Below are 26,210 nucleotides of genomic sequence, written 5' to 3'. Positions count from 1 at the left end.
CGCCTTGCCAGCCGGTTGATCCTCTACCAGACTCACTATTCACCCTTAAACCGGAGGTTGCCATGCCCTATAGCAACAAAAGTGAATTGCCCGACAGCGTTCAGCACGTACTGCCCGCCCACGCCCAGGAGATTTACAAAGAAGCCTTTAATAGTGCCTGGGAGCAGTATAAACATAAAGAGGACCGGCGTGATGACGCCAGCCGCGAAGAGACGGCGCATAAAGTGGCCTGGGCAGCGGTGAAAAATGAATATCAAAAAGGTGAGGATGATAAGTGGCATAAGAAGAAATAATACCTTTTGCCGCGGCCTCCGCTGACTGTCCGCTTGCCCGCGGCCCGTTCATTGCTTATTGTCGAATAAAGCTGGATAATAATTCGGCAATACTTCACGGATGGCACCAGATAATCGCCGGAAGCGGGCAGTGGCGGAGGTAGTAGACAGTGTTAACTCGTGATTTCTTACTGAATGCAGATTGTAAAACGGCGTTTGGCGCTATTGAGGAATCGCTTCTCTGGTCGGCAGAACAACGGGCCGCCTCTTTGGCGGCGACCCTGGCCTGTCGTCCGGATGACGGCTCGGTGTGGATCTTTGGTTACGGTTCGCTAATGTGGAATCCGGCGCTGGAATATCGCGAATCCTGTACCGGTACGCTACCGGGCTGGCACCGCGCGTTCTGTTTGCGGCTCACCGCCGGGCGCGGTAGCGCCATGCAGCCGGGCCGCATGCTGGCGCTGAAAGAAGGTGGGCGCACGACCGGCGTCGCCTACCGCCTGCCCGATGAATCGCTGGAAGAAGAGCTGACGCTGCTGTGGAAGCGGGAGATGATTACCGGCTGCTACCTGCCGACCTGGTGTAAGCTGGAGCTTGACGATGGTCGCACCGTCAATGCGCTGGTCTTTATTATGGACCCGCGACATCCGCTGTTTGAGGCGGACACCAGCGCGCAGGTGATTGCGCCGCTGATAGCGCGGGCCAGCGGGCCGCTTGGTACCAACGCTCAGTATCTGTTCGCGCTCGATCAGGAGTTGCGCAAACTCGGCATGCACGACGCTTGCCTCGACGATTTAGTCGGTAAGGTACGTCATCTGCTTGGGGAGAATAGCCAGCCGGGGCTGGCGTAAGAATGAATCGCCCGGGGAGACCCGGGCGTTTGCTATCAGGCGGGAACGTAGCTGATAGAGTGTTCCAGCGACTGGCTGTGGCTGTCGATGAGAACGTTCCAGGTGCCGCTGTAAGGCACGGTCAGATACGCGCTATCTCTGTCCTGTACGCTCAGAACATCAGCGTGACTATCGCCAGGCACTTTGGCACTCATCAGGTGAATATGGCAGCGTTCAGAACAACGCACCACCAATGTGTCACCGCCAAACAACGTCAAACTTGCTTTTACCATTGCCATTTAATCTTAACCCCGTTTCTGTCTACAGCATCCTGCCAGCCCATTAACCCGCGTGATATTGTTCACACTTTGCTCTGTGCATAACACCAAAGGGGAGGGATGCGGATGCTGATTTTGATCAAAAAAAAGAATAAAGATTAAACAAAAATGACGTTGTGCCTGAAAGCTTTCAGCTGGTATTGTTTTCGATTAGTAAACGCCGCCAGCTTAATATTTAATCCCGTGAGCGCGGGGATTTTTAGAAGGTCAGGACTTTATCCGCCGCCAGCGTCCACTGCGCCAGCTCAACGAGGGTGCCAATCTCCACGCCATCAATCAGCGGCAGCGCGCTGATCCCCCGGCCATCGGTACAGGTTTTACACAGCTTCACCGGCACATTTTGCGCGGTGAGGATCTCCAGCATCTGCTGAATATTGTAGCCTTCCGCTGGCTTCTGCCCGCGCAGGCCGGCGGTGACCGCATCGGACATTAAAAACAGTTTGAGTTCAAGGTCGGACTGCTGCTCGCGCAGGGCGATCGCCAGACGCAGGCTGTTGAACAGAGATTCGCTGCCGTAGGCGGCACCGTTAGCGATAATCACAATACGTTGCATAAGGACTCCTTCTATAAGGCACGGTTATTGCTTGGCTGAAGTATAAAGCGTTAACCCGGGAGAGGGGTATGAATAATACGGCTGGCAATAGGCCTGAGGTGGTCGACTGGTTTGCGCGCGCGCGGCGACGCCAGAAACAGCAGCTACGTCAGCTGTCGCAGCTGGGGTCGCTGGCAGGAGAGATAAGTTCGCTGGTGCATATGCTGCAGTGCGAACGCGGCGCGTCGAATATCTGGCTGTGCTCGGGCGGCAGACTGTACTCGGCGGAGTGCCGGGCGGCAGCGGCGCTGGTCGATGAGCAATTCACACGTTTCAACGCCGCGCTGGAACCCGCCCGTGATGCCGCCAGCAGCGCGCTCTGCTGGCGCATTGCCTGCGCGGCGTGGTATTTGACGCAGCTTGCGGCGCTGCGCCAACGCGTGCGCGCCCGGAACATTCCTGCCGAAGAGGCGACCGGGCAGTTTAGTCGTATTATTCGCCATCTGTTGAATATTGTTCCGCAGCTCAATGACAGTATCGACGACCCGCAAATCGCTGGACGTATGGTAGCGCTCTATAGCTTTATGCAGGGAAAAGAGCTGGCCGGACAGGAACGTGCGCTGGGCGCGCTAGGCTTTGCCCGCGGGCAGTTCAGCGATGAACTGCGTCAGCAACTGGTGGACCGCATTGATGGTCAGCAGCCCTGTTTCGATAGTTTTCAGGCCTTAAGCTATCCGCCCCTCACCACTCTGTTTGCCAGCCAGTGCCTGGCCAGCCTGGAGATTGAACAGCTGCGGCGGGTTGCCTGTACCCGCCAGCCTCCAGTAGATGAGGGAGAAACGGCGCTCCGCTGGTTTTACGCACAGACCCAGCGCCTTGAGCAGCTCCGTGGCGTGGAAGAGCGGCTGATCGTCGACCTGCTCAACGCCACCGCCGCCCTGCTGGAAGGCGAAGAGCAGAGCATGCAGTTGCCGCCCGCAAACTGGGATGAGGCTGAGGACAGTATCGCCCTGCGGCTGGACAAACAGCTGCTGCCGCTGGTACGCCAGCAGGCCCTTGAGCTTCAGCAACTCTCCTGCCAGCTTGCATCGTTAAAGGAAGCCCTTGAAGAGCGCAAACTGATTGAGAAGGCGAAAAGCGTGCTGATGACCCATCAGGGGATGCCGGAGGAACAGGCCTGGCAGACGCTGCGAAAAATGGCGATGGATAAGAACCAGCGGATGGTGGAGATAGCCCGTGCGCTGCTAACGGTAAAATCACTCTGGCAGACAACCCCAAAGGAGTAGTTGCACGATTAGCGAGCATTTATTGCCAGCCGACGGTGCAGCGTTTTGCGTATAGCAAGGCCGCTGGCTAAGCAAAAGCGCACAATATGGCCTTCTGCAAATCTGGCATCTGCTTTGCATTAGAAAAAATGAGTGAATAAGGTTTTGGGCAGCGGGCCAATGGCGGTGCGTATGTCCATGGATAAAGGCGTCCTGCGGTGCGTAAGCACCGCCGGGCGCGTTTTTTTTGCGCGTTTCTGGAGCAGATATGGGCGATACGTTTTCAATTTCACGACGGCGTTTATTACAGACGGGGGCGGCGCTAGGCGGCGCGATGCTGCTGCCCGGCATGATGCAGGCGGCATGGGCGGCGGGGACGGATAAGCCGGAACAGACCACCGTGCGGGTGGGTTTTATTCCGCTGACCGACTGTGCCCCCTTAGCCATCGCTTCCCTAAAGGGATTCGATAAAAAGTACGGCATCACCCTCGTCCCGAGCAAGGAGGCCAGCTGGGCGGCAGTGCGCGACAAGCTGGTTGCCGGAGAGCTGGACGCCGCGCACATTCTGTACGGCATGCTCTACGGCCTTGAGCTGGGGATCGCCAGTAAACCCCAGGCGATGGCCAATCTGATGACTCTTAACCGCAACGGGCAGGCGATTACGCTCTCCAGCGAGCTGCAGGAGAAGGGCGTCACCGACCTGGGCGGACTGAAAAAACGGATCGACCAGCAGGCGCCGGGCAGCTACACCTTCGCCCATACCTTTCCAACCGGCACCCACGCGATGTGGCTCTATTACTGGCTGGCGAGCGGTGGAATTAACCCTTTCGACGATATCCGCACCGTCGTTGTGCCGCCGCCGCAGATGGTGATGAACATGCGTATCGGCAATATGAGCGGTTTTTGTGTCGGCGAACCGTGGAACGCGCGCGCCATTAACGATCGCATCGGCTTCACCGTCGCCACTTCTCAGGATATCTGGCCGGAACATCCGGAAAAAATTCTCGGCACCCGCAGCGAATGGGTTGAGCGTAACCCGAATACGGCTCGGGCGTTGGTGGCGGCGCTGATGGAGGCCCAACGCTGGATTGATGCTTCCGTGGAGAATACTCGCGAAACGGCGCGGATACTCGCCAGACGCGCGTGGCTGAACACGAAAGAGCAGTACCTCACCGGGCGCATGCTCGGCGCATACGACAATGGTATCGGTCGCCGCTGGCAGGATGCGCACCCGATGCGCTTCTACGAACAGGGGGAGGTGAGCTTTCCATGGCTCTCGGACGGCATGTGGTTTTTGACCCAGTTCCGCCGCTGGGGATTGTTGAAGGCGTCGCCGGATTATCAGGCGGTGGCGCAGCGCATTAATCGCATTGACGTCTGGAAAGAGGCGGCGCTGGCTGTCGGCGGGATCGGCGCGCCGAAGCAGCCGATGCGCAGCAGCACATTGCTCGACGGCAAGGTCTGGAATGGGGCCGACCCGGAAGGCTATGCCAGCAGTTTCGCGATTCAACGTAAAGGGGCATGAGATGAAACACGCATATAAAACTCAACGGCAGGCCAGCGCTGGAAAGGCGCCCGGCGAAGTGATCACCCTGCCGCCGCTGCAGGTTCGCAAAACCACGCCTCCGTTCAGCCGCTGGCTGCGCGATGCTACCCAACGTCTGCTGCCGCCGCTGCTCGGGCTGGGATTGCTGCTGTTGGGCTGGCAGCTGGCAGCAATAAACAGCAAAGGTTTCCCGACGCCGCTCAGCACGCTGGATTCCGCGTTGACCCTTTTTGCCGATCCGTTTTATCAGGACGGGCCGAACGATATGGGGATCGGCTGGAACGTGCTGGCGTCGCTGCAGCGCGTGGCGGTGGGGTTTGGCCTTGCCGCGCTGGCGGGCATTCCTCTGGGCTTTCTGATCGGTCGTTCGCCATTCTTCGCCCGGATGTTTAACCCGTTGATTGCGCTGCTGCGCCCGGTCAGCCCGCTGGCCTGGCTGCCTATTGGCCTGCTGCTGTTCCAGAAGGCGGAACCGGCCTCGAGCTGGACCATTTTTATCTGCTCGATCTGGCCGATGGTTATTAACACCGCCGAGGGCGTGCGGCGTATTCCTGAGGACTACCTCAACGTGGCCCGCGTGCTGCAGCTTTCCGAGTGGACGGTGATGCGCAAGATCCTCTTTCCGGCGGTCTTACCCGCGGTGCTGACCGGGGTTCGTCTCTCGATTGGTATCGCCTGGCTGGTGATCGTCGCCGCCGAAATGCTCACCGGCGGCTTAGGGATCGGCTTCTGGATCTGGAACGAGTGGAACAACCTCAACGTTGAAAACATCATCATTGCCATCGTCATTATCGGCGTGGTCGGGTTGCTGCTGGAACAGGGGCTGATGCTGCTCGCCCGTCGTTTTAGCTGGCAGGATAAATAAGGAGTCGCAGATGAAACCACTCATTCAGGTCCAGGGCGTCAGCCAGCGTTTCAATACCACCAGCGGCGAATTCCTCGCACTGCAGAATGTCTCATTCGATATTTACGAGGGGGAGACCATCAGCCTGATTGGTCACTCAGGGTGCGGTAAGTCAACTCTGCTGAATCTGATTGCCGGGATTACCTTGCCGACGGAGGGCGGCCTGCTGTGTGATAACCGTGAAATCGCCGGGCCGGGCCCGGAACGCGCGGTGGTGTTTCAGAACCACTCTCTGCTGCCGTGGCTGACCTGCTTCGATAACGTTGCGCTGGCGGTGGATCAGGTCTTCCGCCGCAACATGAGCAAAGGCGAGCGCAAAGAGTGGATTGAGCACAACCTCGAACGGGTCCAGATGGGGCACGCCCTGCACAAGCGCCCGGGAGAAATATCCGGCGGTATGAAGCAGCGCGTTGGCATTGCCCGGGCGCTGGCGATGAAGCCGAAAGTGCTGCTGCTGGATGAACCCTTTGGCGCCCTTGATGCCCTGACGCGGGCGCATTTACAGGACGCGGTGATGCAGATTCAGCAGTCGCTGAATACTACCATCGTGATGATTACCCATGATGTTGATGAAGCGGTGCTGCTTTCCGACCGGGTGCTGATGATGACCAATGGTCCGGCGGCGACGGTCGGGGAGATCCTCGATGTTAACCTGCCGCGCCCGCGCAATCGCGTGCAACTGGCGGACGATAGCCGTTATCACCATCTGCGTCAGCAGATCCTGCACTTCCTCTATGAAAAACAGCCGAAAGCGGCATAGGGGGCGGCGATGACGCGGCAACTGGTGATTATTGGTAACGGTATGGCGGCCACGCGCCTGGCGCAGGCATTGGTAGAACGGGATGCGCAGCGGTTTAGCATCACCATTATCGGCGATGAACCCGGCCAGGCCTATAACCGCATTCAGCTGTCGCCTGTGCTGGGCGCAGAGAAAACAGCAGGCGAGACGAGACTGATGCCCGAGACGTGGTATCAACGGCATAACGTTAAGGTACGCGCCGGCGAGACGGTTACGGCGGTGGATATTCATGCCCGTACGCTGCAAACCACCGCAGGGGTAGTTAGCTGGGATGAACTGGTGTTCGCCACAGGCTCGCTACCGTTTGTGCCGCCGTTACCGGGCATTACGCAGCCGCACGTTTTTGCTTTCCGCACTCTGGCGGACGTCGAGGGCATCCTGGCCATCGACGGCCCGGCGGTGGTTATCGGCGGTGGCGTACTCGGCGTAGAGGCCGCCGCGGCGCTGCGGCGTTATGGTGACAGTGTCACTTTACTTCATCGCGGAAGCGGGCTGATGGAGCAGCAAATCGATGCTTTTGCCGGCGAGCAGCTGCAAATGCTGCTTGCCGAGCGCGGGATTCGCTGCGTGATGGAGAGCCGTATCGCCGCTATTGATGCACATCAGGTGCGGCTGGAGGACGGCCGCGCGTTTGCCGCCTCGCGGGTGGTGCTGGCGACCGGCGTGCAGCCGAACAAACGGCTGGCCGAGCGCAGCGGGCTGGCCTGCACCCGCGGAATCCTCGTTGACCGCCAGCTGGCAACCGCGCAGCCGGGCGTCAGCGCCATCGGGGAGTGCTGTGAAATCGACGGTCGGACCTGGGGGCTGGTGGCGCCATGCCTGCGCCAGGCGGAGGTGCTGGCTGCCCGCCTGTGCGCTACCCCAGGCGAAGATTTTTGCTGGCAGGATAGCGGCACTCGTCTGAAGGTCAGCGGTATCGAGTTGTTCAGCGCGGGCGAGCTGCGGGCCGCAGAACAGGATGAAAGCTGTATCAGCTGGGACCCGCTGGACCGCCACTACCGGCGCCTGCTGCTGCGCGACGGTAAGCTGCGCGGCGTACTGCTGCTGGGCGATTGCAGCAGCGCTGCGCCCCTCACCGCTCTGCTGGGGGCGGATGCCCCGGCGCCGGCAGAGTGGCTCTTCGATCCCTCTTCAACGATGCAGCCGCGCGCTGCGGGAAAAATTATGATGACAAAACCTGTTTTAGTGCTGGTCGGACACGGTATGGTCGGCCACCATTTTCTTGAGCAATGCGTCGACCGTCGCCTTCATCAACGGTATCGGATTGTGGTGTTCTGCGAGGAACGCTATGCCGCCTACGACCGGGTTCATCTGACTGAATATTTCACCGGACGCAGCGCAGAATCGCTGTCGCTGGTTGAGGGCGATTTTTTCGCTCAGCACGGTATTGAGCTGCGCCTGAGCGAATCGGTCGCCAGCATCGACCGCGAAGCGCGGGTGGTGCGCGATGCCTTCGGCCACGAAACCCACTGGGATAAGCTGGTGCTGGCGACGGGGTCTTACCCGTTTGTTCCGCCGGTGCCGGGTCATCATCTCGAGGGCTGTTTTGTTTATCGTACGCTTGACGACCTCGACCAGATTGCCGCCCGCGCCGCAACCGCCCGACGGGGTGTGGTTATCGGCGGCGGGCTGCTCGGGCTGGAAGCGGCCAACGCGCTGAAGCAATTGGGGCTGGAAACTCACGTTGTCGAGTTTGCGCCGAACCTGATGGCGGTGCAGCTGGACAACGGCGGCGCGGCAATGCTGCGAGAAAAAATCAGTCAACTGGGCGTCGGGGTGCATACCAGCAAGGCGACGACGGAGATTGTTCGCAACGAACAGGGGCTACAGCTGAACTTTGCCGACGGTAGCTCGCTGGCGGCCGATATGCTGGTGTTCTCCGCCGGTATTCGCCCGCAGGACGGGCTGGCGCGCAGCGGCGGGCTGGAAGTGGGCGAACGCGGCGGGATTTGTATCGACAACCAGTGTCGTACCTCCGACCCGGACGTGCTGGCAATCGGCGAATGTGCCCTGTGGGAGAACAAAATTTATGGTCTGGTGGCGCCTGGCTATCAGATGGCGCGCGCCGCAGCGGCTACCCTGGCGGGCGAGGAAGGCTGCTTTAGCGGCGCGGATATGAGCACTAAGCTGAAGCTGCTGGGCGTTGATGTCGCCTCGTTCGGCGACGCCCAGGGGCGCACCCCGGGCTGTCAGAGCTATCAGTGGACCGATGGGCCGCAGCAGATCTACAAAAAAATTGTAGTCAGCGCGGAGGGCAACAAACTGCTCGGCGGGGTGCTGGTCGGGGATGCCAGCGACTATGCCACGCTGCTACAGATGATGCTTAACGGTATGGCTTTACCCAATCACCCGGAAAGCCTGATCCTTCCGGCGCTGGAGGGCTGCGCGCCAAAAGCGCTCGGCGTGGCGGCGTTGCCGGACAGCGCGCAGATTTGCTCCTGTCACAACGTCAGCAAAGGCGATATCTGCCAGGCGGTGAACGGCGGCGCGGGCGATATGGCGGCGATAAAAAGCTGCACCAAAGCGGCGACCGGCTGCGGCGGCTGTAGCGCGCTGGTAAAACAGGTGATGGAGTATCAGCTTGCCGAGCAGGGCGTTGAAGTCAAAAAGGATATCTGCGAGCATTTTGCGTGGTCGCGGCAGGAGATCTATCACCTGGTACGCGTCAACCATATTCGCACCTTCGAACAGCTTATTACCCGCTATGGACGCGGTCACGGCTGTGAGATCTGTAAACCTCTGGCGGCCTCGGTGCTGGCCTCCTGCTGGAATGAATATCTGCTGAAGCCGGCGCATTTGCCTCTTCAGGACACTAACGACCGCTACTTCGCCAATATTCAGAAAGATGGCACCTATTCGGTGGTACCGCGTATGGCGGCGGGAGAGGTGACGCCGGACGGGCTGATTGCGATCGGCCAGATCGCCAAACGCTATCAGCTGTACAGTAAAGTGACCGGCGGCCAGCGTATCGATCTGTTCGGCGCGCGCCTGGAGCAGCTCCCGGCAATCTGGCGCGAGCTGGCCGAGGCGGGATTTGAAACCGGCCACGCCTACGGCAAATCCCTGCGGACGGTGAAATCCTGCGTGGGTTCAACCTGGTGCCGCTATGGCGTCCAGGATTCCACCGGCCTGGCGGTAACCCTCGAACATCGCTATAAGGGGCTGCGCGCGCCGCACAAAATTAAAATGGCGGTCTCCGGCTGTACCCGCGAATGCGCGGAGGCCCAGAGTAAGGATATTGGCGTCATCGCTACGGAGAAGGGCTGGAATCTGTACGTTTGCGGCAACGGCGGTATGAAGCCGCGCCATGCCGACCTGTTCGCCAGCGATCTGGATGAAGCCACCCTTATCCGCAGTATCGACCGGCTGCTGATGTTCTATATTCGTACCGCCGACCGTCTGCAGCGTACCAGTACCTGGATGGATAATCTTGAGGGAGGCGTCGACTATCTGCGCGCGGTTATCCTCGAAGACAGCCTTGGCATCGGCGAAGAGCTGGAGCAGGAGATGGCGCGGGTGGTCGAGAGCTACCAGTGCGAATGGCAAACCACCCTTAACGATCCGCAGCGGCTGGCGCTGTTCCGCTCCTACGTGAACAGCGATGAGCCGGACGAAGCGGTGCAGCGGCAAACCCTGCGCGGCCAGCCGCAGCTGGCCCCGTTCGCGGCGCAGGCCGAACCGGCGCTGCCGTCCCGCCCGTGGCAGGCCATTTGCGATCTCGACGCCATCCCGCAGCAGGCGGGGATTGGCGCGCGGCTCGGCGAGCGGCAGATTGCGCTGTTCCGCTTTGGCGATCAGGTATATGCCCTCGATAATCTTGAACCGGGCAGCGAGGCCAACGTTCTTTCGCGCGGCCTGCTGGGCGATGCGGGCGGTGAACCGATCGTGATTTCGCCTCTGTATAAGCAGCGTATTCGCCTGCGCGATGGCCGCCAGTGCGACGACGGCGAACTGGCGGTACGCGCATGGCCGGTAAAAGTGGAGAACGGTAAAGTATGGGTTGGCAACCAGCAGCTGCTGGCGCGCGCGGAGGCCTCGTGATGAATGAAACCAGGACCACTTGCCCCTATTGCGGGGTCGGCTGCGGCATTATCGCCAGCCTGAATGCCGACGGCCAGGTTACCGTACGCGGGGATGAACAACATCCGGCAAACTTTGGCCGCCTGTGCGTGAAGGGGGCGGCGCTGGGCGAAACCGTCGGGCTGACGGGAAGATTGCTCTTCCCGGAAGTCGATGGCGGTCGCGCGACCTGGGCCCAGGCGCTGGCAGCGGCGGGTTCGCGTCTGCGGGAGATTATCGACGAGCACGGGCCGCAAGCGGTGGCGTTTTATGCCTCCGGCCAGCTGCTGACCGAGGATTACTACGTGGCCAATAAGCTGATGAAGGGGTTTATCGGCGCGGCAAATATCGATACTAATTCGCGGCTGTGCATGTCTTCAGCGGTCACCGGCTATAAACGGGCGCTGGGCGCTGATGTGGTGCCGTGCAGCTATGAGGACGTGGAAAACAGCGATCTGGTGGTGCTGGTCGGGTCGAACGCCGCCTGGGCGCATCCGGTACTCTATCAGCGGCTGGCGCAGGCGAAGCGCGACAATCCGCAAATGCGGGTGGTGGTCATTGATCCGCGTCGGACCGCCACCTGCGATATTGCGGACCGGCATCTGGCGCTGGCTCCCGGCAGCGACGGCGGGCTATTTGTCGGCCTGTTGAACGCCATTGCCGCCCGCGACGACATCTGCGGCGATTTTAGCGATGCGCCGCAGGCGCTGGCCATCGCGCAGGACTGGGATATCAACCACGTCGCGCAGTTCTGCGGCCTGCCGCGACAGCAGATCGCCGATTTCTACAGCGAGTTTATCGCCGCTCCCCGCGCCATCACGCTCTATACCATGGGGATTAACCAGTCCGCCAGCGGCAGCGATAAATGTAACGCTATCATTAACGTTCACCTGGCGAGCGGTAAATATGGGCGTCCGGGCTGCGGGCCTTTTTCGCTGACCGGACAACCTAACGCCATGGGCGGACGCGAGGTGGGCGGACTGGCGACCATGCTGGCGTCGCATATGAACTTTGAAACCGACGATTTACGGCGTCTGGCGCGCTTCTGGGGGACCGAACGTCTGGCGCAAACGCCGGGGCTGGCGGCGGTGGATCTGTTCGCCGCCATTGGCCGCGGCGAGGTGAAAGCGGTGTGGATTATGGGCACCAACCCGGTAGTGTCGCTGCCGGACAGCCATGCGGTAAGCAAAGCGCTGGCGGCCTGTCCGCTGGTCATCGTGTCCGACGTCGCCGCCGCTACCGATACCGGACGCTTTGCCCATATCCGCTTTCCCGCGCTGGCGTGGGGAGAGAAGAGCGGCACGGTAACCAACTCCGAACGAAGGATCTCGCGCCAGCGCGCTTTCATGGCACCACCGGGGGAGGCCAGAGCCGACTGGTGGATCGTCGCCCGCGTGGCCCAGGCGCTGGGCTTCGGCTCCGCTTTTGCCTGGCAGCACCCGCACGAGGTGTTCAGCGAACACGCCGCGCTTTCAGGATATGAAAATGATGGCCAGCGGGCATTTGATATCGGCGGACTGGCGGATCTCAGCCGCAAAGCGTGGGAGGCGCTGGAACCGGTGCGCTGGCCGGTGAGCCGCAGTGAAGCAGCCTGGAGTGTGCATAAGGGCTGGCATCGCGACGGTAAACTGCGGATGGTGCCGGTCGCGCCGCAACCTACCCGGGCGACCACCGATGCGTTCTATCCACTGATCCTCAACAGCGGGCGGATCCGCGATCAGTGGCACACCATGACCCGCACCGGCGCGTTGCCGCGTCTGATGCAGCATATTAACGAGCCGGTGGTGGAAGTCGCGCCAGCGGACGCGACGCGCTATCAGCTGCTGGAAGGCGAACTGGCGCGGGTGCGCTCACCGAATGGGGTGATGGTAGCAAAAGTGATTGTCAGCAATGGCCAGCGTCCCGGGTCGCTGTTTGTGCCGATGCACTGGAATGATCAGTTTGCTCGCCAGGGACGGGTGAATAACCTGCTGTCTGCAGTCACTGACCCGCACTCCGGGCAGCCGGAAAGTAAACAGGCGGCAGTGGCGATAGCTGCCTGGCTACCAGCGTGGAAAGGCGAGCTTTTTTCTCGCTTGTCGGTGCCGCTACCCGCTTCACTACACTGGCGGCGGCGGGCAGCGCAGGGAATCATTCATCTTTCGCTGGCGGGGGATATCGCCTCCCGCGAGTGGCTTATTGAGTGGTGCCAGCGAAAAGGGTGGCAACTACAGACAGCCAAAGGCGGTAGCATCTGGAACCTGCTGGCGTGGCAGGGGGAAGAGCTGATGCTCGGCTGGTGGAGCGATGTCAACGAACCGCGCGTGGATGCCGAGTGGATTAGCGCCGCGTTTCGCAGCCCTCCGCCGAATGCTACCCAGCGTCACGCATTATTGAGCGGCAGAAAGGGTAGCGATGAGGTACCGCGCGGACGCATTATCTGTAGCTGCTTTAGCGTGGGCGAACCGGCGATAGACGAAGCGATTGCCACTGGCTGCCGTACGCCCGCCGCACTGGGAGCAAAGCTCAAATGCGGCACCAACTGCGGCTCTTGTATCCCGGAACTTAAGGCGCTGCTGGCGGCGAAGCTGGCGCAGGCCTGATATTCGGTATATTCCTGGAATCGTGCGGGAGGCTGCCAGGGCGGGTAAAAAACGATAAACTTAACTTTTGCCGCCATCACTTTATGAGTAGACGTAACCGATTTGAGCTCCTTGTCGTTCCGTATAACCCCTTATTTACCGCTTCTCCTGCTGCTGACAGGCGCTCCCGCCCGCGCGCTGCAGGATACTCAGGCCTTTTCCAGAGGCCCTGAAAGCTTACCCGACCTTGGCCTGGCGCCGCAGGTCGATGACGACGCAAAACATTTTGCCGAGATGGCGAAAAAATTTGGCGAAGCCAGCATGAGCGATAATGGGCTGACAACCGGCGAACAGGCGCGTGTATTTGCTATGAGCCGGCTGGGCAACGAAGTCAGCCACCAGCTGGAAAGCTGGCTTTCGCCGTGGGGCAACGCCAACGTCGATTTGCTGGTCGATAAAGAGGGCAATTTTACCGGCAGCAAGGGGAGCTGGTTTGTTCCTCTGCAGGATAACGGCGACTATCTCACCTGGAACCAGTACTCGGTCACCCAGCGGGATAACGGTCTGGTCGGCAACGTCGGCCTCGGCCAGCGCTGGCGGATGGGCTCCTGGCTGCTGGGCTACAACTCCTTCTACGATAAAGTGCTTGATGAGCGCATGGCGCGCGGCAGCGTCGGGGCTGAAGCCTGGGGCGAATCGCTGCGCCTGTCGGCTAACTACTACCAGCCGCTCGGCGGCTGGCAGCAGGGGAGTAGCCTGACTCAGCAGCAGCGTATGGCGAGCGGCTACGATGTGACCGCTCAGGCGCGGCTGCCGTTTTATCAGCACATTAATACCAGCGTGAGCGTGGAGCAGTACTTCGGCGATAGCGTTGACCTGTTCCATTCGGGCACCGGCTATCACAATCCGGTCGCGGTGTCGGTGGGGCTGAATTACACCCCCGTTCCGCTGGTCACGGTGACCGCCAAACATAAGCAGGGCGAGAGCGGCGTCAGCCAAAACGATATTGGGTTAAAGCTGAACTATCGTTTTGGCGTTCCTCTGAAACAGCAGCTGGCGGCCGATGAAGTCGCCGTTAGCCGATCGCTTCGCGGCAGCCGCTACGATAGCCCGGAACGCGATAATCTGCCGGTGGTTGAATATCGCCAGCGCAAAACGCTGTCGGTTTATCTGGCGACGCCGCCCTGGGATCTTCAGCCCGGGGAGACGGTGCAGCTGAAACTACAGATTCGTAGCCTGCACGGAATTAAGTCGCTAAGCTGGCAGGGCGATACCCAGGCGCTGAGCCTGACCTCGCCGATAGAGGCCAACAGTACGGACGGCTGGACCGTGATTATGCCGCGCTGGAACAGCGAAGCCGGGGCAAGCAACCGCTGGCATCTTTCGCTGGTGGTGGAGGATAAAACGGGTCAGCGCGTCTCATCCAATGAGATCGCACTGGCGCTGACTGAGCCGTTGGTACGCGTACCGGCCGATGGCGTTTCGTGGCAGCATCTGCCCTAGAATACGCGCTCCTGATGGACCCAAACCGCCGCTTCCACGCGCGATTTCAGCTTCATTTTCTTCAACATATGTTTGACGTGCACTTTAACGGTACTTTCGGTGATATCCAGACGGCGGGCGATCATTTTGTTTGGCAGGCCCTGGGCAATCAGCTTGAGAATATCGCGCTCGCGCGGGGTTAGCTGGCTGATGTCGCGGTCTGAGGTAGCGCGATTAGCGCGCAGGCTGGCAGCCAGCACCGGGGTTAACGCTTCGCTGAGCACCATTTCGCCTGCCGCCGCCTGCTGTAGCGCTTTCAGCAAATCTTCCGGCTCCATATCCTTCAGCAGATAGCCGTCGGCGCCGCGTTTCAGCGCGGTCACCACGTCTTCTTCATGATTGGAGACGCTAAACACCACCACGCGGCCGGACAGCGACTTCTCGCGCAGCTTGTCGAGCGTTTCCAGACCGTTCATGCCCGGCATATTGAGATCCAGCAGAATCAAATCAGGATCCAATGATTCCGCCATCGCAATACCTTGCTCGCCGTTGCTGGCTTCGCCGATAACCTGGATATCCGGGGCCATGCTGATCAGCTGTTTGACGCCGGTGCGCAGCATCGGGTGATCGTCGATGAGAAGGATGGTTGCCCGTTCCTGTTGACTCATGGAGTTCTCCTTATTGGATTGAAAACGATTTTTCAGGGATAAAAGTGACCACCACTTCGGTACCGCCGGTTTCCCGGCGCCGAACCTGGCAGTCCCCGCGCAGGCTCTGAGCGCGATCGCGCATGATAATCAGGCCGTAGTGGTTGCTGCGCTCCGCATGGTCCGGTACGCCGCGACCGTTATCGGCCACCGTCAGACGGACCTGATTGTCCCGCAACGCCACGGTAACGCTGACATCGGTGGCATTGGCGTGCTTCAGCGCGTTGCTGAGCGCTTCCCGGGCGATTTGCAGCAGATGGATGGCCTGATGCGACGGCACAAAACGCGGCGGCAGCTGATAGTCCAGGCGTACCGTAAAACCGAAGTGGGCGCTGTATTCCTGGCAGCTGGCCTCCAGCGCCGGACGTAGTCCCGGCTCGGTGAGCTGTAGCCGGAAGGTCGTCAGCAGTTCGCGCAGCTGAGCCCAGGAGGTATTCAGTTCATTACGGATTTGCCCCAGCAGCTGGCGGCTCGCTTCCGGCAGGTCATCGCCCTGCATTTGCAGGCAGCTAACCTGCATTTTCATACAGGAGAGCGACTGGGCGATGGAGTCGTGGAGCTCGCGGGCGATAGTGGCGCGCTCCTCCATGACGATTAGCTGCTGCTGGCGCTCCTGATGACGATCGAGAGCGAGGGTGCCGGTAAGTTGTTCCACCAGCGTGTCAACCAGCTGCTGCTGATCGTGGCTCAGATGACGCCCGGCGGGCAGGGTGGCCAGTAAAATACCGTACTGATTATGGGCATCCGACAGCCGCCATTTTAAAGTGGTGCCGGTATCAGGCAGCGGCGGCAGGTCGCGGGGGCAGAGATAACAGCCCCTGTCGTCGCACTGAATATCGGAGTGGCAGGAAAACTCCTGATGGTTGTCTTCGTCTTCAAGGTCGTAGACGCGAACTTCAATATCGCGTAGCAGGGTCAGCCCCTGTAAACCGTTAAGAACGGGCGAAATGCGTTCACAGAGCGGCGCGTTAGAGTGCAGGCGGCGGTTGGCCTGCCACAGAAAGGCGAGGATCTCGTTTTTTTGCTCCAGGCCGGCGGTTTTTTCCTGCACCCGGCGTTCAAGCACCGAATAGCTCTCCGCCAGCTCTTTGGACATGTTGTTCAGCGCCATGCCGAGCGTCGCCATCTCGTTGCGCCCGTTAATCTGCGCCCGCTGGGTGAAATCACGTCGGCTCACCGCTCGGGCCATACCGAGCAGCTGTTTCCACGGACGTAACAGGCGGGCGCGCAGCCAGACGATGGTAAATACCAGCAGCAGCGCCATCCCCACGGCCATGATGCGCTGGATCCAGACAACGTGTTTAATCCGCTCCTCGGTGGTGTGATCGAAAGCGGTAACCAACTGGTCAATGCGGTCGACAAAGCCGGCGACATCCGTCGCGACCGAGGCCTGATTTTGCGCTTTGCGCATTCCCGGCGCCAGCTCCAGCTGCCAGTAGTGCTGCAGCGCCTGGAGCTGCCGCTGCTGATCGTCATGGCGAGCGGCGTACTGCAGTTCCGGGCTAAAGACGGTTGCCGTCATTTCATCCAGCAGCTTTTGATCGCTGTCGGTCAGCGGTATCGCCGCCAGCAGGCGATAGCTCTGCATGCGCAGCGAACCGGCTTTATTGATGGCATGCGCGCTGCCCTGAACGCCATGCACCAGGCGGGAAGAGATCGCCATTCCGGCGACGCCGATGATCGTGGCCAACAGAACGATCAGCGCGAGTTGATTAACCAGCGTCAGCGGCGTAAAAAGTCGTTTCAACATGGGATATGGGGCTCCTGACCGGCAAATTATCCGGGAGTGGCGCTTATTCTCGGACATCCCCTGGAGTATACCCATACCCCCAAAGGATTACCCCTTAATTGTCAGCCTGCGATGGGCTGGTGGCAGGCGTTGAGGTAATCCCGGCACTGGCGTGAAAAACCACACTTTTTTGCGCAGAAATAGCTACTCACTTCGGGTGATGAATTTTTTTTAGCCAAATTAGCGCCAACTTTTCCTTTGATTTATATCAACTTACCGCCGCCTGTAACCCATAAGGTAGCCAGGGTTAATATGAATCATCAGAGGTGTCTATGAGTCACTCTTCAATCCCGGAGAAGACTAACAGCTCAGTCATTAGCGACTGGCGTCCTGAAGATCCTGAATTCTGGCAGCAGCGCGGTCATCGCGTCGCCAGCCGCAATCTGTGGATCTCCGTTCCGTGTCTTTTACTGGCATTCTGCGTCTGGATGTTGTTCAGCGCCGTTGCCGTCAACCTCAATAAAGTCGGCTTTCAGTTTACTACCGACCAGTTGTTTATGCTGACCGCGCTCCCGGCGCTGTCCGGCGCGCTGCTGCGCGTGCCTTACGCGTTTATGGTGCCGCTGTTCGGCGGTCGTCGCTGGACTGCGTTCAGTACCGGGATCATGATCGTACCCTGCGTATGGTTAGGCTTCGCGGTGCAGGATACCTCTACGCCTTTTAGCGTTTTCGTGATCATCTCTCTGCTGTGCGGCTTTGCGGGGGCGAACTTTGCTTCCAGTATGGCTAACATCAGTTTCTTCTTCCCGAAACAGAAGCAGGGCGGCGCGCTGGGTATCAACGGCGGCCTCGGTAATATGGGCGTCAGCGTGATGCAGCTGGTTGCTCCTCTGGTGGTATCCCTGTCTATTTTCGCCGTCTTTGGCGGTACCGGCAGCGAACAGCCGGATGGTTCCATGCTATATCTGGAAAACGCCGCGTGGATCTGGGTGCCGTTCCTGATTATCTTCACCCTGGCGGCGTGGTTCTTCATGAACGACCTGTCGGCATCGAAGGCGTCGCTGAGCGAGCAGCTGCCGGTACTCAAGCGCGCGCATCTGTGGATTATGGCGCTGCTCTATCTTGCCACCTTCGGCTCGTTTATCGGCTTCTCGGCGGGCTTCGCCATGCTGTCCAAGACCCAGTTCCCGGATGTGCAGATTCTGCACTATGCGTTCTTCGGGCCGTTTATCGGCGCACTGGCACGCTCGACCGGCGGGGCGATCTCCGACCGACTCGGCGGGACTCGCGTGACGCTGGTGAACTTTGTGGTCATGGCTATCTTCTGCGGCCTGTTGTTCCTGACGCTGCCGACCCACGGCGAGGGCGGTAACTTTATTGCCTTCTTCGCGGTATTTATGGTGCTGTTCCTGACCGCTGGTCTGGGGAGCGCGTCTACTTTCCAGATGATCTCGGTTATCTTCCGTAAAATGACGATGGATCGTGTCAAGGCGCAGGGCGGCAGCGAAGCGCAGGCCATGCGTGAAGCGGCGACCGATACGGCGGCGGCGCTGGGCTTTATTTCAGCGATTGGCGCCATTGGCGGCTTCTTTATTCCAAAAGCGTTTGGTATCTCGCTGGATTTGACCGGCTCGCCGGCCGGAGCAATGAAGGTATTCCTGGTGTTCTATATCGCCTGCGTGGTGATTACCTGGGCAATCTACGGACGCAAGCAGAAATAATATTTTCTGGTGAGTTTCTGCAAAGGGCGCAAATATCGTTGCGCCCTTTTTTTATTTATTATTTAGTTACAACATGCTAATCGTTGAGGGTTATTTTAAAAGCAGTCCGGAGTCACAAATAAAATAGCGGCATAAGCATCTACCCCTTAATACCATGGCGAATGGCAAAACCCTGACCTTTGCAGGTTTTTTAGATGAATTTATATGTAAATCATATAGATATAAAATAGAAATAAATACTACTTTGGTGGTATCAGGCTTCCGGAGCGGCTTTTATAAGCCCTATCGTCTTGATCGTTATCAATTCTCTCCCTCTTTCATAGCGTTACCTTCGCTGCAAATCCAGCAATGTCGATTTATCAGAGAGCCGTCAGGCTCCACACAGGAGAAACCCGATGAGTAAATTCCTGGACCGGTTTCGCTACTTCAAACAGAAGGGTGAAACCTTTGCCGATGGGCACGGCCAGCTTCTAAAAACCAACCGGGACTGGGAGGATGGATACCGTCAACGTTGGCAGCATGACAAAATTGTGCGCTCCACCCACGGTGTCAACTGCACCGGCTCATGCAGCTGGAAGATTTATGTCAAAAATGGTCTTGTCACCTGGGAAACCCAGCAGACCGACTATCCGCGCACCCGTCCGGATATGCCAAACCACGAGCCTCGCGGCTGCCCGCGCGGCGCCAGCTACTCCTGGTATCTTTACAGCGCCAACCGCCTGAAGTACCCGCTGATGCGCAAACGCCTGATGAAAATGTGGCGTGAAGCGAAAGTACAGCACAGCGATCCGGTTGACGCATGGGCCTCGATAATTGAAGACGCTGATAAAGCGAAAAGCTTCAAGCAGGCGCGCGGCCGCGGCGGTTTCGTGCGTTCGTCCTGGCAGGAAGTGAACGAGCTGATTGCCGCCTCTAACGTCTATACCGTCAAAACCTACGGCCCGGACCGCGTAGCCGGCTTCTCGCCCATCCCGGCGATGTCGATGGTCTCCTATGCCTCCGGCGCGCGCTATCTGTCGCTGATCGGCGGGACCTGCCTGAGCTTCTACGACTGGTACTGCGACCTGCCGCCTGCATCACCGCAGACCTGGGGCGAGCAGACCGACGTACCGGAATCTGCCGACTGGTACAACTCCAGCTATATCATTGCCTGGGGATCCAACGTACCGCAGACCCGTACCCCGGATGCCCACTTCTTCACCGAAGTTCGCTATAAGGGCACTAAAACCGTTGCTATCACCCCTGACTACGCCGAAATCGCCAAGCTTTGCGATCTGTGGCTGGCGCCGAAGCAGGGTACCGATGCGGCGATGGCGCTGGCGATGGGTCACGTCATGCTGCGCGAGTTCCACCTCGACAAACCAAGCCAGTACTTTACCGATTACGTGCGCCGCTACACCGACATGCCGATGCTGGTAATGCTCGAAGAGCGCGATGGCTATTACGCCGCGGGCCGCATGCTGCGCGCGGCTGATCTGGTGGATGCATTAGGTCAGGAAACAAATCCGGAATGGAAAACCGTCGCCTTTGATGAGAAGGGCGAAATCACCGTACCGAACGGTTCTATCGGTTTCCGCTGGGGCGACAAAGGTAAATGGAATCTTGAACAGCGCGACGGTAAAACCGGCGAAGATGTCGAGCTACGCCTTAGCCTGCTGGGCGGCCACGACGATATCGCTAACGTCGGCTTCCCCTATTTTGGCGGCGAAGGTACCGAGCACTTTAATAAAGTCGAGCTGGAAAACGTGCTGCTGCACAAACTGCCGGTAAAACGCCTGCAGAAGGCCGACGGTTCTACCGTGCTGGTCACCACCGTCTACGACCTGACCATGGCGAACTACGGCCTGGATCGCGGACTCGGCGATGAAAACTGCGCCAGCAGCTACGATGACCTCAAAGCGTATACCCCGGCATGGGCGGAGAAAATCACCGGCGTTTCCCGGGCGCATATTATCCGCACCGCGCGGGAGTTTGCCGATAACGCCGATAAGACCCACGGCCGTTCGATGATCATCGTCGGCGCCGGTCTGAACCACTGGTTCCACCTCGATATGAACTATCGCGGTCTTATCAATATGCTGATCTTCTGCGGCTGCGTTGGTCAGAGCGGCGGCGGCTGGGCGCACTATGTCGGCCAGGAAAAACTGCGTCCGCAGACCGGCTGGCAGCCGCTGGCGTTTGCCCTTGACTGGCAGCGTCCGGCGCGCCATATGAACAGCACATCGTACTTCTATAACCACTCCAGCCAGTGGCGCTATGAAACCGTAACCGCGCAGGAACTGCTGTCGCCGTTAGCGGATAAATCCCGCTACAGCGGCCACCTGATTGATTTCAACGTGCGCGCCGAGCGTATGGGCTGGCTTCCGTCGGCGCCGCAGCTGGGCACCAACCCGCTGCGAATTGCGCAAGCGGCAAAAAAAGCGGGCATGACGCCGGTCGATTACACCGTCAAATCGCTGAAAGAGGGTTCCATTCGCTTTGCCGCAGAGCAGCCGGAAAACGGTAAAAACCATCCGCGCAACCTGTTTATCTGGCGTTCCAACCTGCTGGGCTCCTCCGGTAAAGGCCACGAGTACATGCTGAAGTACCTGCTGGGTACGGAAAACGGTATTCAGGGCAAAGATCTCGGCAAGCAGGGCGGCGTGAAGCCGGAAGAAGTGGAGTGGAAAGATAACGGTCTCGACGGCAAGCTGGATCTGGTGGTGACCCTCGACTTCCGTCTGTCGAGTACCTGCCTCTATTCCGACATCGTGCTGCCGACCGCTACCTGGTATGAAAAAGACGACATGAATACCTCGGATATGCATCCGTTTATTCATCCGCTGTCTGCCGCCGTCGACCCGGCCTGGGAATCGAAAAGCGACTGGGATATCTACAAAGATATCGCGAAAAAGTTCTCCGAAGTGTGCGTGGGTCATTTGGGTCAGGAAACCGACGTGGTAACGCTGCCTATCCAGCACGACTCCGCCGCCGAACTGGCGCAGCCGCTGGACGTTAAGGACTGGAAAAAAGGCGAATGCGACCTGATTCCAGGGAAAACCGCGCCGCATATTCTGACCGTCGAGCGCGATTATCCGGCGACATACGAACGCTTTACCTCTATCGGCCCGCTGATGGAGAAAATCGGCAACGGCGGTAAAGGCATCGCCTGGAATACCCAGAGCGAGATGGATCTGCTGCGCAAGCTCAACTACACCAAAGCGGACGGCCCGGCGAAAGGCCAGCCGATGCTTAACACCGCCATTGATGCGGCAGAGATGATTCTGGCCCTGGCGCCGGAAACCAACGGCCACGTGGCGGTTAAAGCCTGGGCGGCGCTCAGCGAATTTACCGGTCGCGACCATACGCACCTGGCGACGAATAAAGAAGAGGAAAAAATCCGCTTCCGCGATATTCAGGCCCAGCCGCGCAAAATTATCTCCAGCCCGACCTGGTCCGGACTCGAAGATGAGCACGTTTCCTATAACGCCGGCTACACCAACGTTCACGAACTGATCCCGTGGCGCACGCTTTCCGGCCGCCAGCAGCTGTATCAGGATCACCAGTGGATGCGTGATTTTGGCGAAAGCCTGCTGGTTTATCGTCCGCCAATCGACACCCGGTCGGTGAAAACGGTGATGGGCGCGAAATCCAACGGCAACCCGGAGAAGGCATTGAACTTCCTGACGCCGCACCAGAAGTGGGGGATCCACTCCACCTACAGCGACAACCTGCTGATGCTGACGCTGTCGCGCGGCGGGCCGATTGTCTGGATGAGCGAAGCGGACGCCAAAGATCTGGGGATCGAAGATAACGACTGGATCGAAGTGTTTAACAGCAACGGCGCGCTGACCGCCCGCGCGGTGGTAAGCCAGCGCGTACCGGCCGGGATGACCATGATGTACCACGCGCAGGAACGTATCGTAAACCTGCCGGGTTCTGAGATCACCGAACAGCGCGGGGGGATTCACAACTCCGTGACTCGTATTACGCCAAAGCCGACCCATATGATCGGCGGCTATGCGCAGCTGGCCTACGGCTTTAACTACTACGGCACGGTAGGGTCTAACCGCGACGAGTTCGTGGTGGTACGTAAGATGAAGAATATTAACTGGTTAGATGGCGAAGGTAACGACCAGGTACAGGAGAGCGTAAAATGAAAATTCGTTCACAAGTCGGCATGGTGCTGAATCTCGATAAGTGCATCGGCTGTCATACCTGTTCAGTCACCTGTAAAAACGTCTGGACCAGCCGCGAGGGTATGGAGTACGCGTGGTTCAACAACGTTGAAAGTAAGCCGGGCGTTGGTTTCCCGAACGACTGGGAGAATCAGGAAAAGTGGAAGGGCGGCTGGATCCGTAAGATCAATGGCAAGCTGCAGCCGCGCATGGGCAACCGCGCGATGCTGCTGGGTAAAATCTTTGCTAACCCGCATTTGCCGGGCATCGACGACTACTACGAGCCCTTTGATTACGACTACCAGAATCTGCACAACGCGCCGGAAAGCAAACATCAGCCGATCGCTCGCCCGCGCTCGCTGATCACCGGCCAGCGGATGGATAAAATCACCAGCGGTCCGAACTGGGAAGAGATTCTGGGCGGCGAATTTGAAAAACGCGCCAAAGACCAGAACTTCGAAAACATGCAGAAGGCGATGTACGGCCAGTTCGAAAACACCTTTATGATGTATCTGCCGCGCCTGTGCGAACACTGTCTGAACCCGGCGTGCGTCGCGACCTGCCCGAGCGGCGCGATCTATAAACGTGAAGAAGACGGCATCGTGCTGATCGACCAGGACAAGTGCCGCGGCTGGCGCATGTGCATCACCGGTTGCCCGTACAAGAAAATCTATTTCAACTGGAAGAGCGGCAAATCCGAGAAGTGCATTTTCTGCTACCCGCGTATCGAATCCGGGATGCCGACCGTCTGTTCGGAAACCTGCGTGGGGCGTATTCGCTACCTCGGCGTGCTGCTGTATGACGCGGACGCGATTGAAAATGCCGCCAGCACGGAGAAAGAGAAAGACCTGTATCAGCGTCAGCTGGACGTGTTCCTCAACCCGAACGACCCGAAAGTGATTGAGCAGGCGCTGAAGGACGGCGTGCCGCAGGGGGTTATCGAAGCCGCCCAGCAGTCGCCGGTGTACAAAATGGCGATGGACTGGAAGCTGGCGCTGCCGCTGCATCCGGAATATCGCACCTTGCCTATGGTCTGGTACGTGCCGCCTCTGTCGCCGATCCAGTCAGCCGCCGATGCGGGTGAACTGGGCAGCAACGGTATTCTGCCGGACGTCGAAAGCCTGCGTATCCCGGTTCAGTATCTGGCAAACCTGCTAACCGCGGGCGATACCCAGCCGGTGCTGCTGGCGCTGAAACGCATGCTGGCGATGCGCCACTTCAAACGCGCGGAAACCGTAGACGGCGTACTGGATACCCGGGCGCTGGAAGAGGTTGGCCTCACTGAAGCCCAGGCGCAGGAGATGTATCGGTATCTGGCTATCGCCAACTACGAAGACCGTTTCGTGGTGCCGAGCAGCCATCGCGAGCAGGCCCGCGATGCTTTCCCGGAGAAAAACGGTTGCGGCTTCACCTTCGGTGACGGCTGCCACGGTTCTGACAGCCAGTTTAATCTGTTCAACAGCCGCCGTATCGATGCTATCGACGTCACCAGCAAAACGGAGCCGCACCCATGATTGAACTCGTCATTGTGTCGCGCCTTCTTGAGTACCCTGACGCTGCCTTATGGCAGCATCAGCAGGAGCTGTTCGACGCTATTGCCTCTTCGGAAAAGCTCGCGCCGGAGGATGCCCATAAGCTGAGCGTTTTCTTGCGCGACCTGACCGCCCAGGATGTGCTGGACGCGCAGTCTCGCTACAGTGAGCTGTTCGATCGCGGCCGTGCGACCTCGCTGCTGCTGTTTGAGCACGTGCACGGCGAATCCCGCGATCGCGGCCAGGCAATGGTCGACCTGATGGCGCAGTATGAACGCCACGGTCTGCAGCTGGATAGCCGCGAATTGCCGGATCATCTCCCGCTGTATCTTGAGTATCTGGCGCAGCTGCCGGAGGCGGAAGCGCGCGGCGGATTGCAGGACGTTGCGCCGATTCTCGGTCTACTGAGCGCTCGCCTGCAGCAGCGCGATAGCCGCTACGCGGTACTGTTTGAGCTGCTGCTCAAGCTGGCAAACGCCCAGGTAGATAGCCAGAAAGTGGCGGAAAAAATCGCCGATGAGGCCCGCGACGATACGCCGCAGGCGCTGGACGCCGTCTGGGAAGAAGAACAGGTGAAATTCTTTGCCGATCAGGGCTGCGGCGAGTCGGAGATCTCCGCTCACCAGCGTCGTTTTGCCGGAGCCGTTGCCCCGCAATATTTGAATATCTCTAACGGAGGACAGCAATAATGCACTTCCTGAATATGTTCTTCTTTGACATCTATCCGTATATCGCCGGGACGGTATTTCTGGTCGGCAGCTGGCTACGTTACGACTATGGGCAGTACACCTGGCGTGCGGCCTCCAGCCAGATGCTGGACCGTAAAGGGATGAATCTGGCCTCGAACCTGTTCCATATTGGTATTCTGGGAATTTTTGCCGGTCATTTTCTCGGCATGCTGACGCCCCACTGGATGTACGAGTCATTCCTGCCGGTCGACGTGAAGCAGAAGATGGCGATGATCGCGGGCGGCGCCTGCGGCGTCATGACGCTGGTGGGCGGGCTACTGTTGCTGAAACGCCGTCTGCTGAGCCCCCGCGTGCGCGCCACCACCACCGGAGCGGATATTCTGATCCTCTCCCTGCTGATGGTACAGTGCGCTCTGGGTCTGCTGACTATTCCGTTCTCCGCTCAGCATATGGACGGTAGCGAAATGATGAAGCTGGTGGGCTGGGCGCAGTCGGTGGTGACCTTCCACGGCGGGGCTTCGCAGCATCTGGACGGCGTGGCGTTTATTTTCCGCGTGCATCTGGTGCTGGGGATGACGCTGTTTGTGCTGTTCCCGTTCTCCCGTCTGGTGCATATCTGGAGCGCGCCGGTCGAGTACCTGACGCGCAAATACCAGATTGTTCGCGCCCGTCGCTGATTCTATTTCGTGTAAAGCTCAACCCTGCTGCGGCAGGGTTTTTCATTGATGCGGTCTGCTCCAGGCGTAGCGCTGCTGGGGCATATATGGCAGAAATACAGAATCAGTTCTGGAGCAATAAAAGAGCTAACTAAGACGGTTTGATTATTTGATTTTGCTGAGGTACTGCAGGGAAGTGATGGTGGTGGGGAAGGATTATTCGTCGCTTCGCTCCTCACCCTTCGGGCCGTTGCCTGCGGCAACGTTGTTTCGCTGACGCTCGACTCGAACCTTAATCGAAGCTTCTCATCCTTCCCTGCATCGGAAGAATATATGGCAATGTGCTTTGAGCAGGTAGCGGTTTAACAGAGAAGTTATGGTGGTGGGGGAAGGATTCGAACCTTCGAAGTCGATGACGGCAGATTTACAGT

General features: G+C 59.0%; 18 protein-coding genes and 1 other RNA gene. 14 read left to right on the top strand and 5 right to left on the bottom strand.

Annotated features, from left to right (window positions below; translation table 11 throughout):
- Positions 1-62: 62 nt before the first annotated feature.
- Positions 63-293 carry a putative cation transport regulator ChaB gene (chaB, locus tag ABLV12_RS26025; protein WP_004103144.1) on the top strand — a complete coding sequence of 77 codons (231 nt, stop codon included), beginning with the start codon at positions 63-65 and terminating at the stop codon, positions 291-293.
- A 149-nt stretch (positions 294-442) separates the two neighbouring features.
- Positions 443-1,123: a gamma-glutamylcyclotransferase gene (locus tag ABLV12_RS26020; RefSeq protein WP_004103143.1), complete on the top strand. Its 681-nt coding sequence runs from the start codon at positions 443-445 to the stop codon at positions 1,121-1,123.
- Between the two features lie 35 nt (positions 1,124-1,158).
- Here ABLV12_RS26020 and ABLV12_RS26015 read toward each other — a convergent pair whose 3' ends face one another.
- Positions 1,159-1,401: a DUF1883 domain-containing protein gene (locus ABLV12_RS26015; RefSeq protein ID WP_004103142.1), complete on the bottom strand. Its 243-nt coding sequence runs from the start codon at positions 1,399-1,401 to the stop codon at positions 1,159-1,161.
- Positions 1,402-1,639: 238 nt separating this feature from the next.
- On the bottom strand, positions 1,640-1,993 hold the full coding sequence (locus ABLV12_RS26010; RefSeq protein WP_004103141.1) for a DsrE/DsrF/TusD sulfur relay family protein: 354 nt from the start codon (positions 1,991-1,993) through the stop codon (positions 1,640-1,642).
- Positions 1,994-2,061: 68 nt separating this feature from the next.
- Between ABLV12_RS26010 and nasR the strand changes: the two genes are divergently transcribed.
- The 7 genes from nasR to ABLV12_RS25975 all read left to right on the top strand — a co-directional run bounded on the left by nasR (position 2,062) and on the right by ABLV12_RS25975 (position 14,609).
- Positions 2,062-3,258, top strand: coding sequence for a nitrate regulatory protein NasR (gene nasR, locus ABLV12_RS26005; RefSeq protein ID WP_032745174.1), 1,197 nt, complete (start codon positions 2,062-2,064; stop codon positions 3,256-3,258).
- Between the two features lie 247 nt (positions 3,259-3,505).
- Positions 3,506-4,762: a CmpA/NrtA family ABC transporter substrate-binding protein gene (locus ABLV12_RS26000; protein WP_004103139.1), complete on the top strand. Its 1,257-nt coding sequence runs from the start codon at positions 3,506-3,508 to the stop codon at positions 4,760-4,762.
- Between the two features lies 1 nt (position 4,763).
- On the top strand, positions 4,764-5,648 hold the full coding sequence (gene ntrB, locus ABLV12_RS25995) for a nitrate ABC transporter permease (protein WP_160885984.1): 885 nt from the start codon (positions 4,764-4,766) through the stop codon (positions 5,646-5,648).
- Between the two features lie 10 nt (positions 5,649-5,658).
- A complete protein-coding gene (locus ABLV12_RS25990; protein WP_032745170.1) occupies positions 5,659-6,447 on the top strand; it encodes an ABC transporter ATP-binding protein in 789 nt (262 codons plus the stop codon).
- 9 nt (positions 6,448-6,456) lie between these two features.
- The gene (gene nirB / locus ABLV12_RS25985; protein WP_348867466.1) at positions 6,457-10,527 is read left to right on the top strand and encodes a nitrite reductase large subunit NirB; all 4,071 of its coding nucleotides are present in this window, start codon (positions 6,457-6,459) and stop codon (positions 10,525-10,527) included.
- Complete coding sequence (locus ABLV12_RS25980; RefSeq protein WP_348867465.1) at positions 10,527-13,127, top strand: nitrate reductase; 2,601 nt, start codon at positions 10,527-10,529, stop codon at positions 13,125-13,127. Before nirB ends, ABLV12_RS25980 begins: the two co-directional genes overlap by 1 nt.
- A 102-nt stretch (positions 13,128-13,229) precedes the next feature.
- Positions 13,230-14,609 (top strand): YchO/YchP family invasin, encoded by a 1,380-nt coding sequence (locus ABLV12_RS25975; RefSeq protein WP_004103131.1) that lies wholly within the window; start codon positions 13,230-13,232, stop codon positions 14,607-14,609.
- On the opposite strand, the gene narL is transcribed toward ABLV12_RS25975, so the two are convergent.
- On the bottom strand, positions 14,606-15,256 hold the full coding sequence (gene narL / locus ABLV12_RS25970) for a two-component system response regulator NarL (RefSeq protein ID WP_004103129.1): 651 nt from the start codon (positions 15,254-15,256) through the stop codon (positions 14,606-14,608). The two genes, ABLV12_RS25975 and narL, sit on opposite strands and share 4 nt — an antisense overlap.
- A gap of 10 nt (positions 15,257-15,266) precedes the next feature.
- Entirely contained in the window at positions 15,267-17,045 is a 1,779-nt protein-coding gene (narX, locus tag ABLV12_RS25965; protein WP_004103128.1) for a nitrate/nitrite two-component system sensor histidine kinase NarX, read from the bottom strand.
- A 311-nt stretch (positions 17,046-17,356) separates the two neighbouring features.
- Between narX and ABLV12_RS25960 the strand changes: the two genes are divergently transcribed.
- From ABLV12_RS25960 to narI, 5 genes are all read left to right on the top strand, one after another.
- The gene (locus ABLV12_RS25960) at positions 17,357-18,745 is read left to right on the top strand and encodes a NarK family nitrate/nitrite MFS transporter (RefSeq protein ID WP_004103127.1); all 1,389 of its coding nucleotides are present in this window, start codon (positions 17,357-17,359) and stop codon (positions 18,743-18,745) included.
- Between the two features lie 395 nt (positions 18,746-19,140).
- On the top strand, positions 19,141-22,884 hold the full coding sequence (locus ABLV12_RS25955; protein WP_335269649.1) for a nitrate reductase subunit alpha: 3,744 nt from the start codon (positions 19,141-19,143) through the stop codon (positions 22,882-22,884).
- Positions 22,881-24,416, top strand: a complete 1,536-nt coding sequence (gene narH / locus ABLV12_RS25950) for a nitrate reductase subunit beta (protein WP_325905818.1) — start codon at positions 22,881-22,883, stop codon at positions 24,414-24,416. Before ABLV12_RS25955 ends, narH begins: the two co-directional genes overlap by 4 nt.
- Entirely contained in the window at positions 24,413-25,123 is a 711-nt protein-coding gene (narJ, locus tag ABLV12_RS25945; protein WP_053064981.1) for a nitrate reductase molybdenum cofactor assembly chaperone, read from the top strand. Before narH ends, narJ begins: the two co-directional genes overlap by 4 nt.
- The gene (gene narI / locus ABLV12_RS25940) at positions 25,123-25,800 is read left to right on the top strand and encodes a respiratory nitrate reductase subunit gamma (RefSeq protein WP_004103123.1); all 678 of its coding nucleotides are present in this window, start codon (positions 25,123-25,125) and stop codon (positions 25,798-25,800) included. The genes narJ and narI overlap by 1 nt, the downstream gene beginning before the upstream one ends.
- Before the next feature lie 179 nt (positions 25,801-25,979).
- On the opposite strand, the gene ABLV12_RS25935 is transcribed toward narI, so the two are convergent.
- Positions 25,980-26,110, bottom strand: a non-coding RNA gene (locus tag ABLV12_RS25935) — RtT sRNA.
- Positions 26,111-26,210: the final 100 nt, after the last annotated feature.

Source organism: Klebsiella sp. CN_Kp100 (genome assembly GCF_040065315.1).
Lineage (GTDB): Bacteria > Pseudomonadota > Gammaproteobacteria > Enterobacterales > Enterobacteriaceae > Klebsiella > Klebsiella oxytoca.
The sequence above is the reverse complement of the archived record's forward strand: the minus strand, read 5'-3'. Positions and strand labels throughout refer to the sequence as shown.

What these genes read in the sequence shown, in the direction of transcription:
- chaB (WP_004103144.1), top strand. Translation starts at nt 63, where the DNA reads ATGCCCTATAGCAACAAAAGTGAATTGCCCGACAGCGTTCAGCACGTA.
- ABLV12_RS26015 (WP_004103142.1), bottom strand. Translation starts at nt 1,401, where the DNA reads ATGGCAATGGTAAAAGCAAGTTTGACGTTGTTTGGCGGTGACACATTG.
- ABLV12_RS26010 (WP_004103141.1), bottom strand. Translation starts at nt 1,993, where the DNA reads ATGCAACGTATTGTGATTATCGCTAACGGTGCCGCCTACGGCAGCGAA.
- nasR (WP_032745174.1), top strand. Translation starts at nt 2,062, where the DNA reads ATGAATAATACGGCTGGCAATAGGCCTGAGGTGGTCGACTGGTTTGCG.
- ABLV12_RS26000 (WP_004103139.1), top strand. Translation starts at nt 3,506, where the DNA reads ATGGGCGATACGTTTTCAATTTCACGACGGCGTTTATTACAGACGGGG.
- ntrB (WP_160885984.1), top strand. Translation starts at nt 4,764, where the DNA reads ATGAAACACGCATATAAAACTCAACGGCAGGCCAGCGCTGGAAAGGCG.
- ABLV12_RS25990 (WP_032745170.1), top strand. Translation starts at nt 5,659, where the DNA reads ATGAAACCACTCATTCAGGTCCAGGGCGTCAGCCAGCGTTTCAATACC.
- nirB (WP_348867466.1), top strand. Translation starts at nt 6,457, where the DNA reads ATGACGCGGCAACTGGTGATTATTGGTAACGGTATGGCGGCCACGCGC.
- ABLV12_RS25980 (WP_348867465.1), top strand. Translation starts at nt 10,527, where the DNA reads ATGAATGAAACCAGGACCACTTGCCCCTATTGCGGGGTCGGCTGCGGC.
- narL (WP_004103129.1), bottom strand. Translation starts at nt 15,256, where the DNA reads ATGAGTCAACAGGAACGGGCAACCATCCTTCTCATCGACGATCACCCG.
- narX (WP_004103128.1), bottom strand. Translation starts at nt 17,045, where the DNA reads ATGTTGAAACGACTTTTTACGCCGCTGACGCTGGTTAATCAACTCGCG.
- ABLV12_RS25960 (WP_004103127.1), top strand. Translation starts at nt 17,357, where the DNA reads ATGAGTCACTCTTCAATCCCGGAGAAGACTAACAGCTCAGTCATTAGC.
- ABLV12_RS25955 (WP_335269649.1), top strand. Translation starts at nt 19,141, where the DNA reads ATGAGTAAATTCCTGGACCGGTTTCGCTACTTCAAACAGAAGGGTGAA.
- narH (WP_325905818.1), top strand. Translation starts at nt 22,881, where the DNA reads ATGAAAATTCGTTCACAAGTCGGCATGGTGCTGAATCTCGATAAGTGC.
- narJ (WP_053064981.1), top strand. Translation starts at nt 24,413, where the DNA reads ATGATTGAACTCGTCATTGTGTCGCGCCTTCTTGAGTACCCTGACGCT.
- narI (WP_004103123.1), top strand. Translation starts at nt 25,123, where the DNA reads ATGCACTTCCTGAATATGTTCTTCTTTGACATCTATCCGTATATCGCC.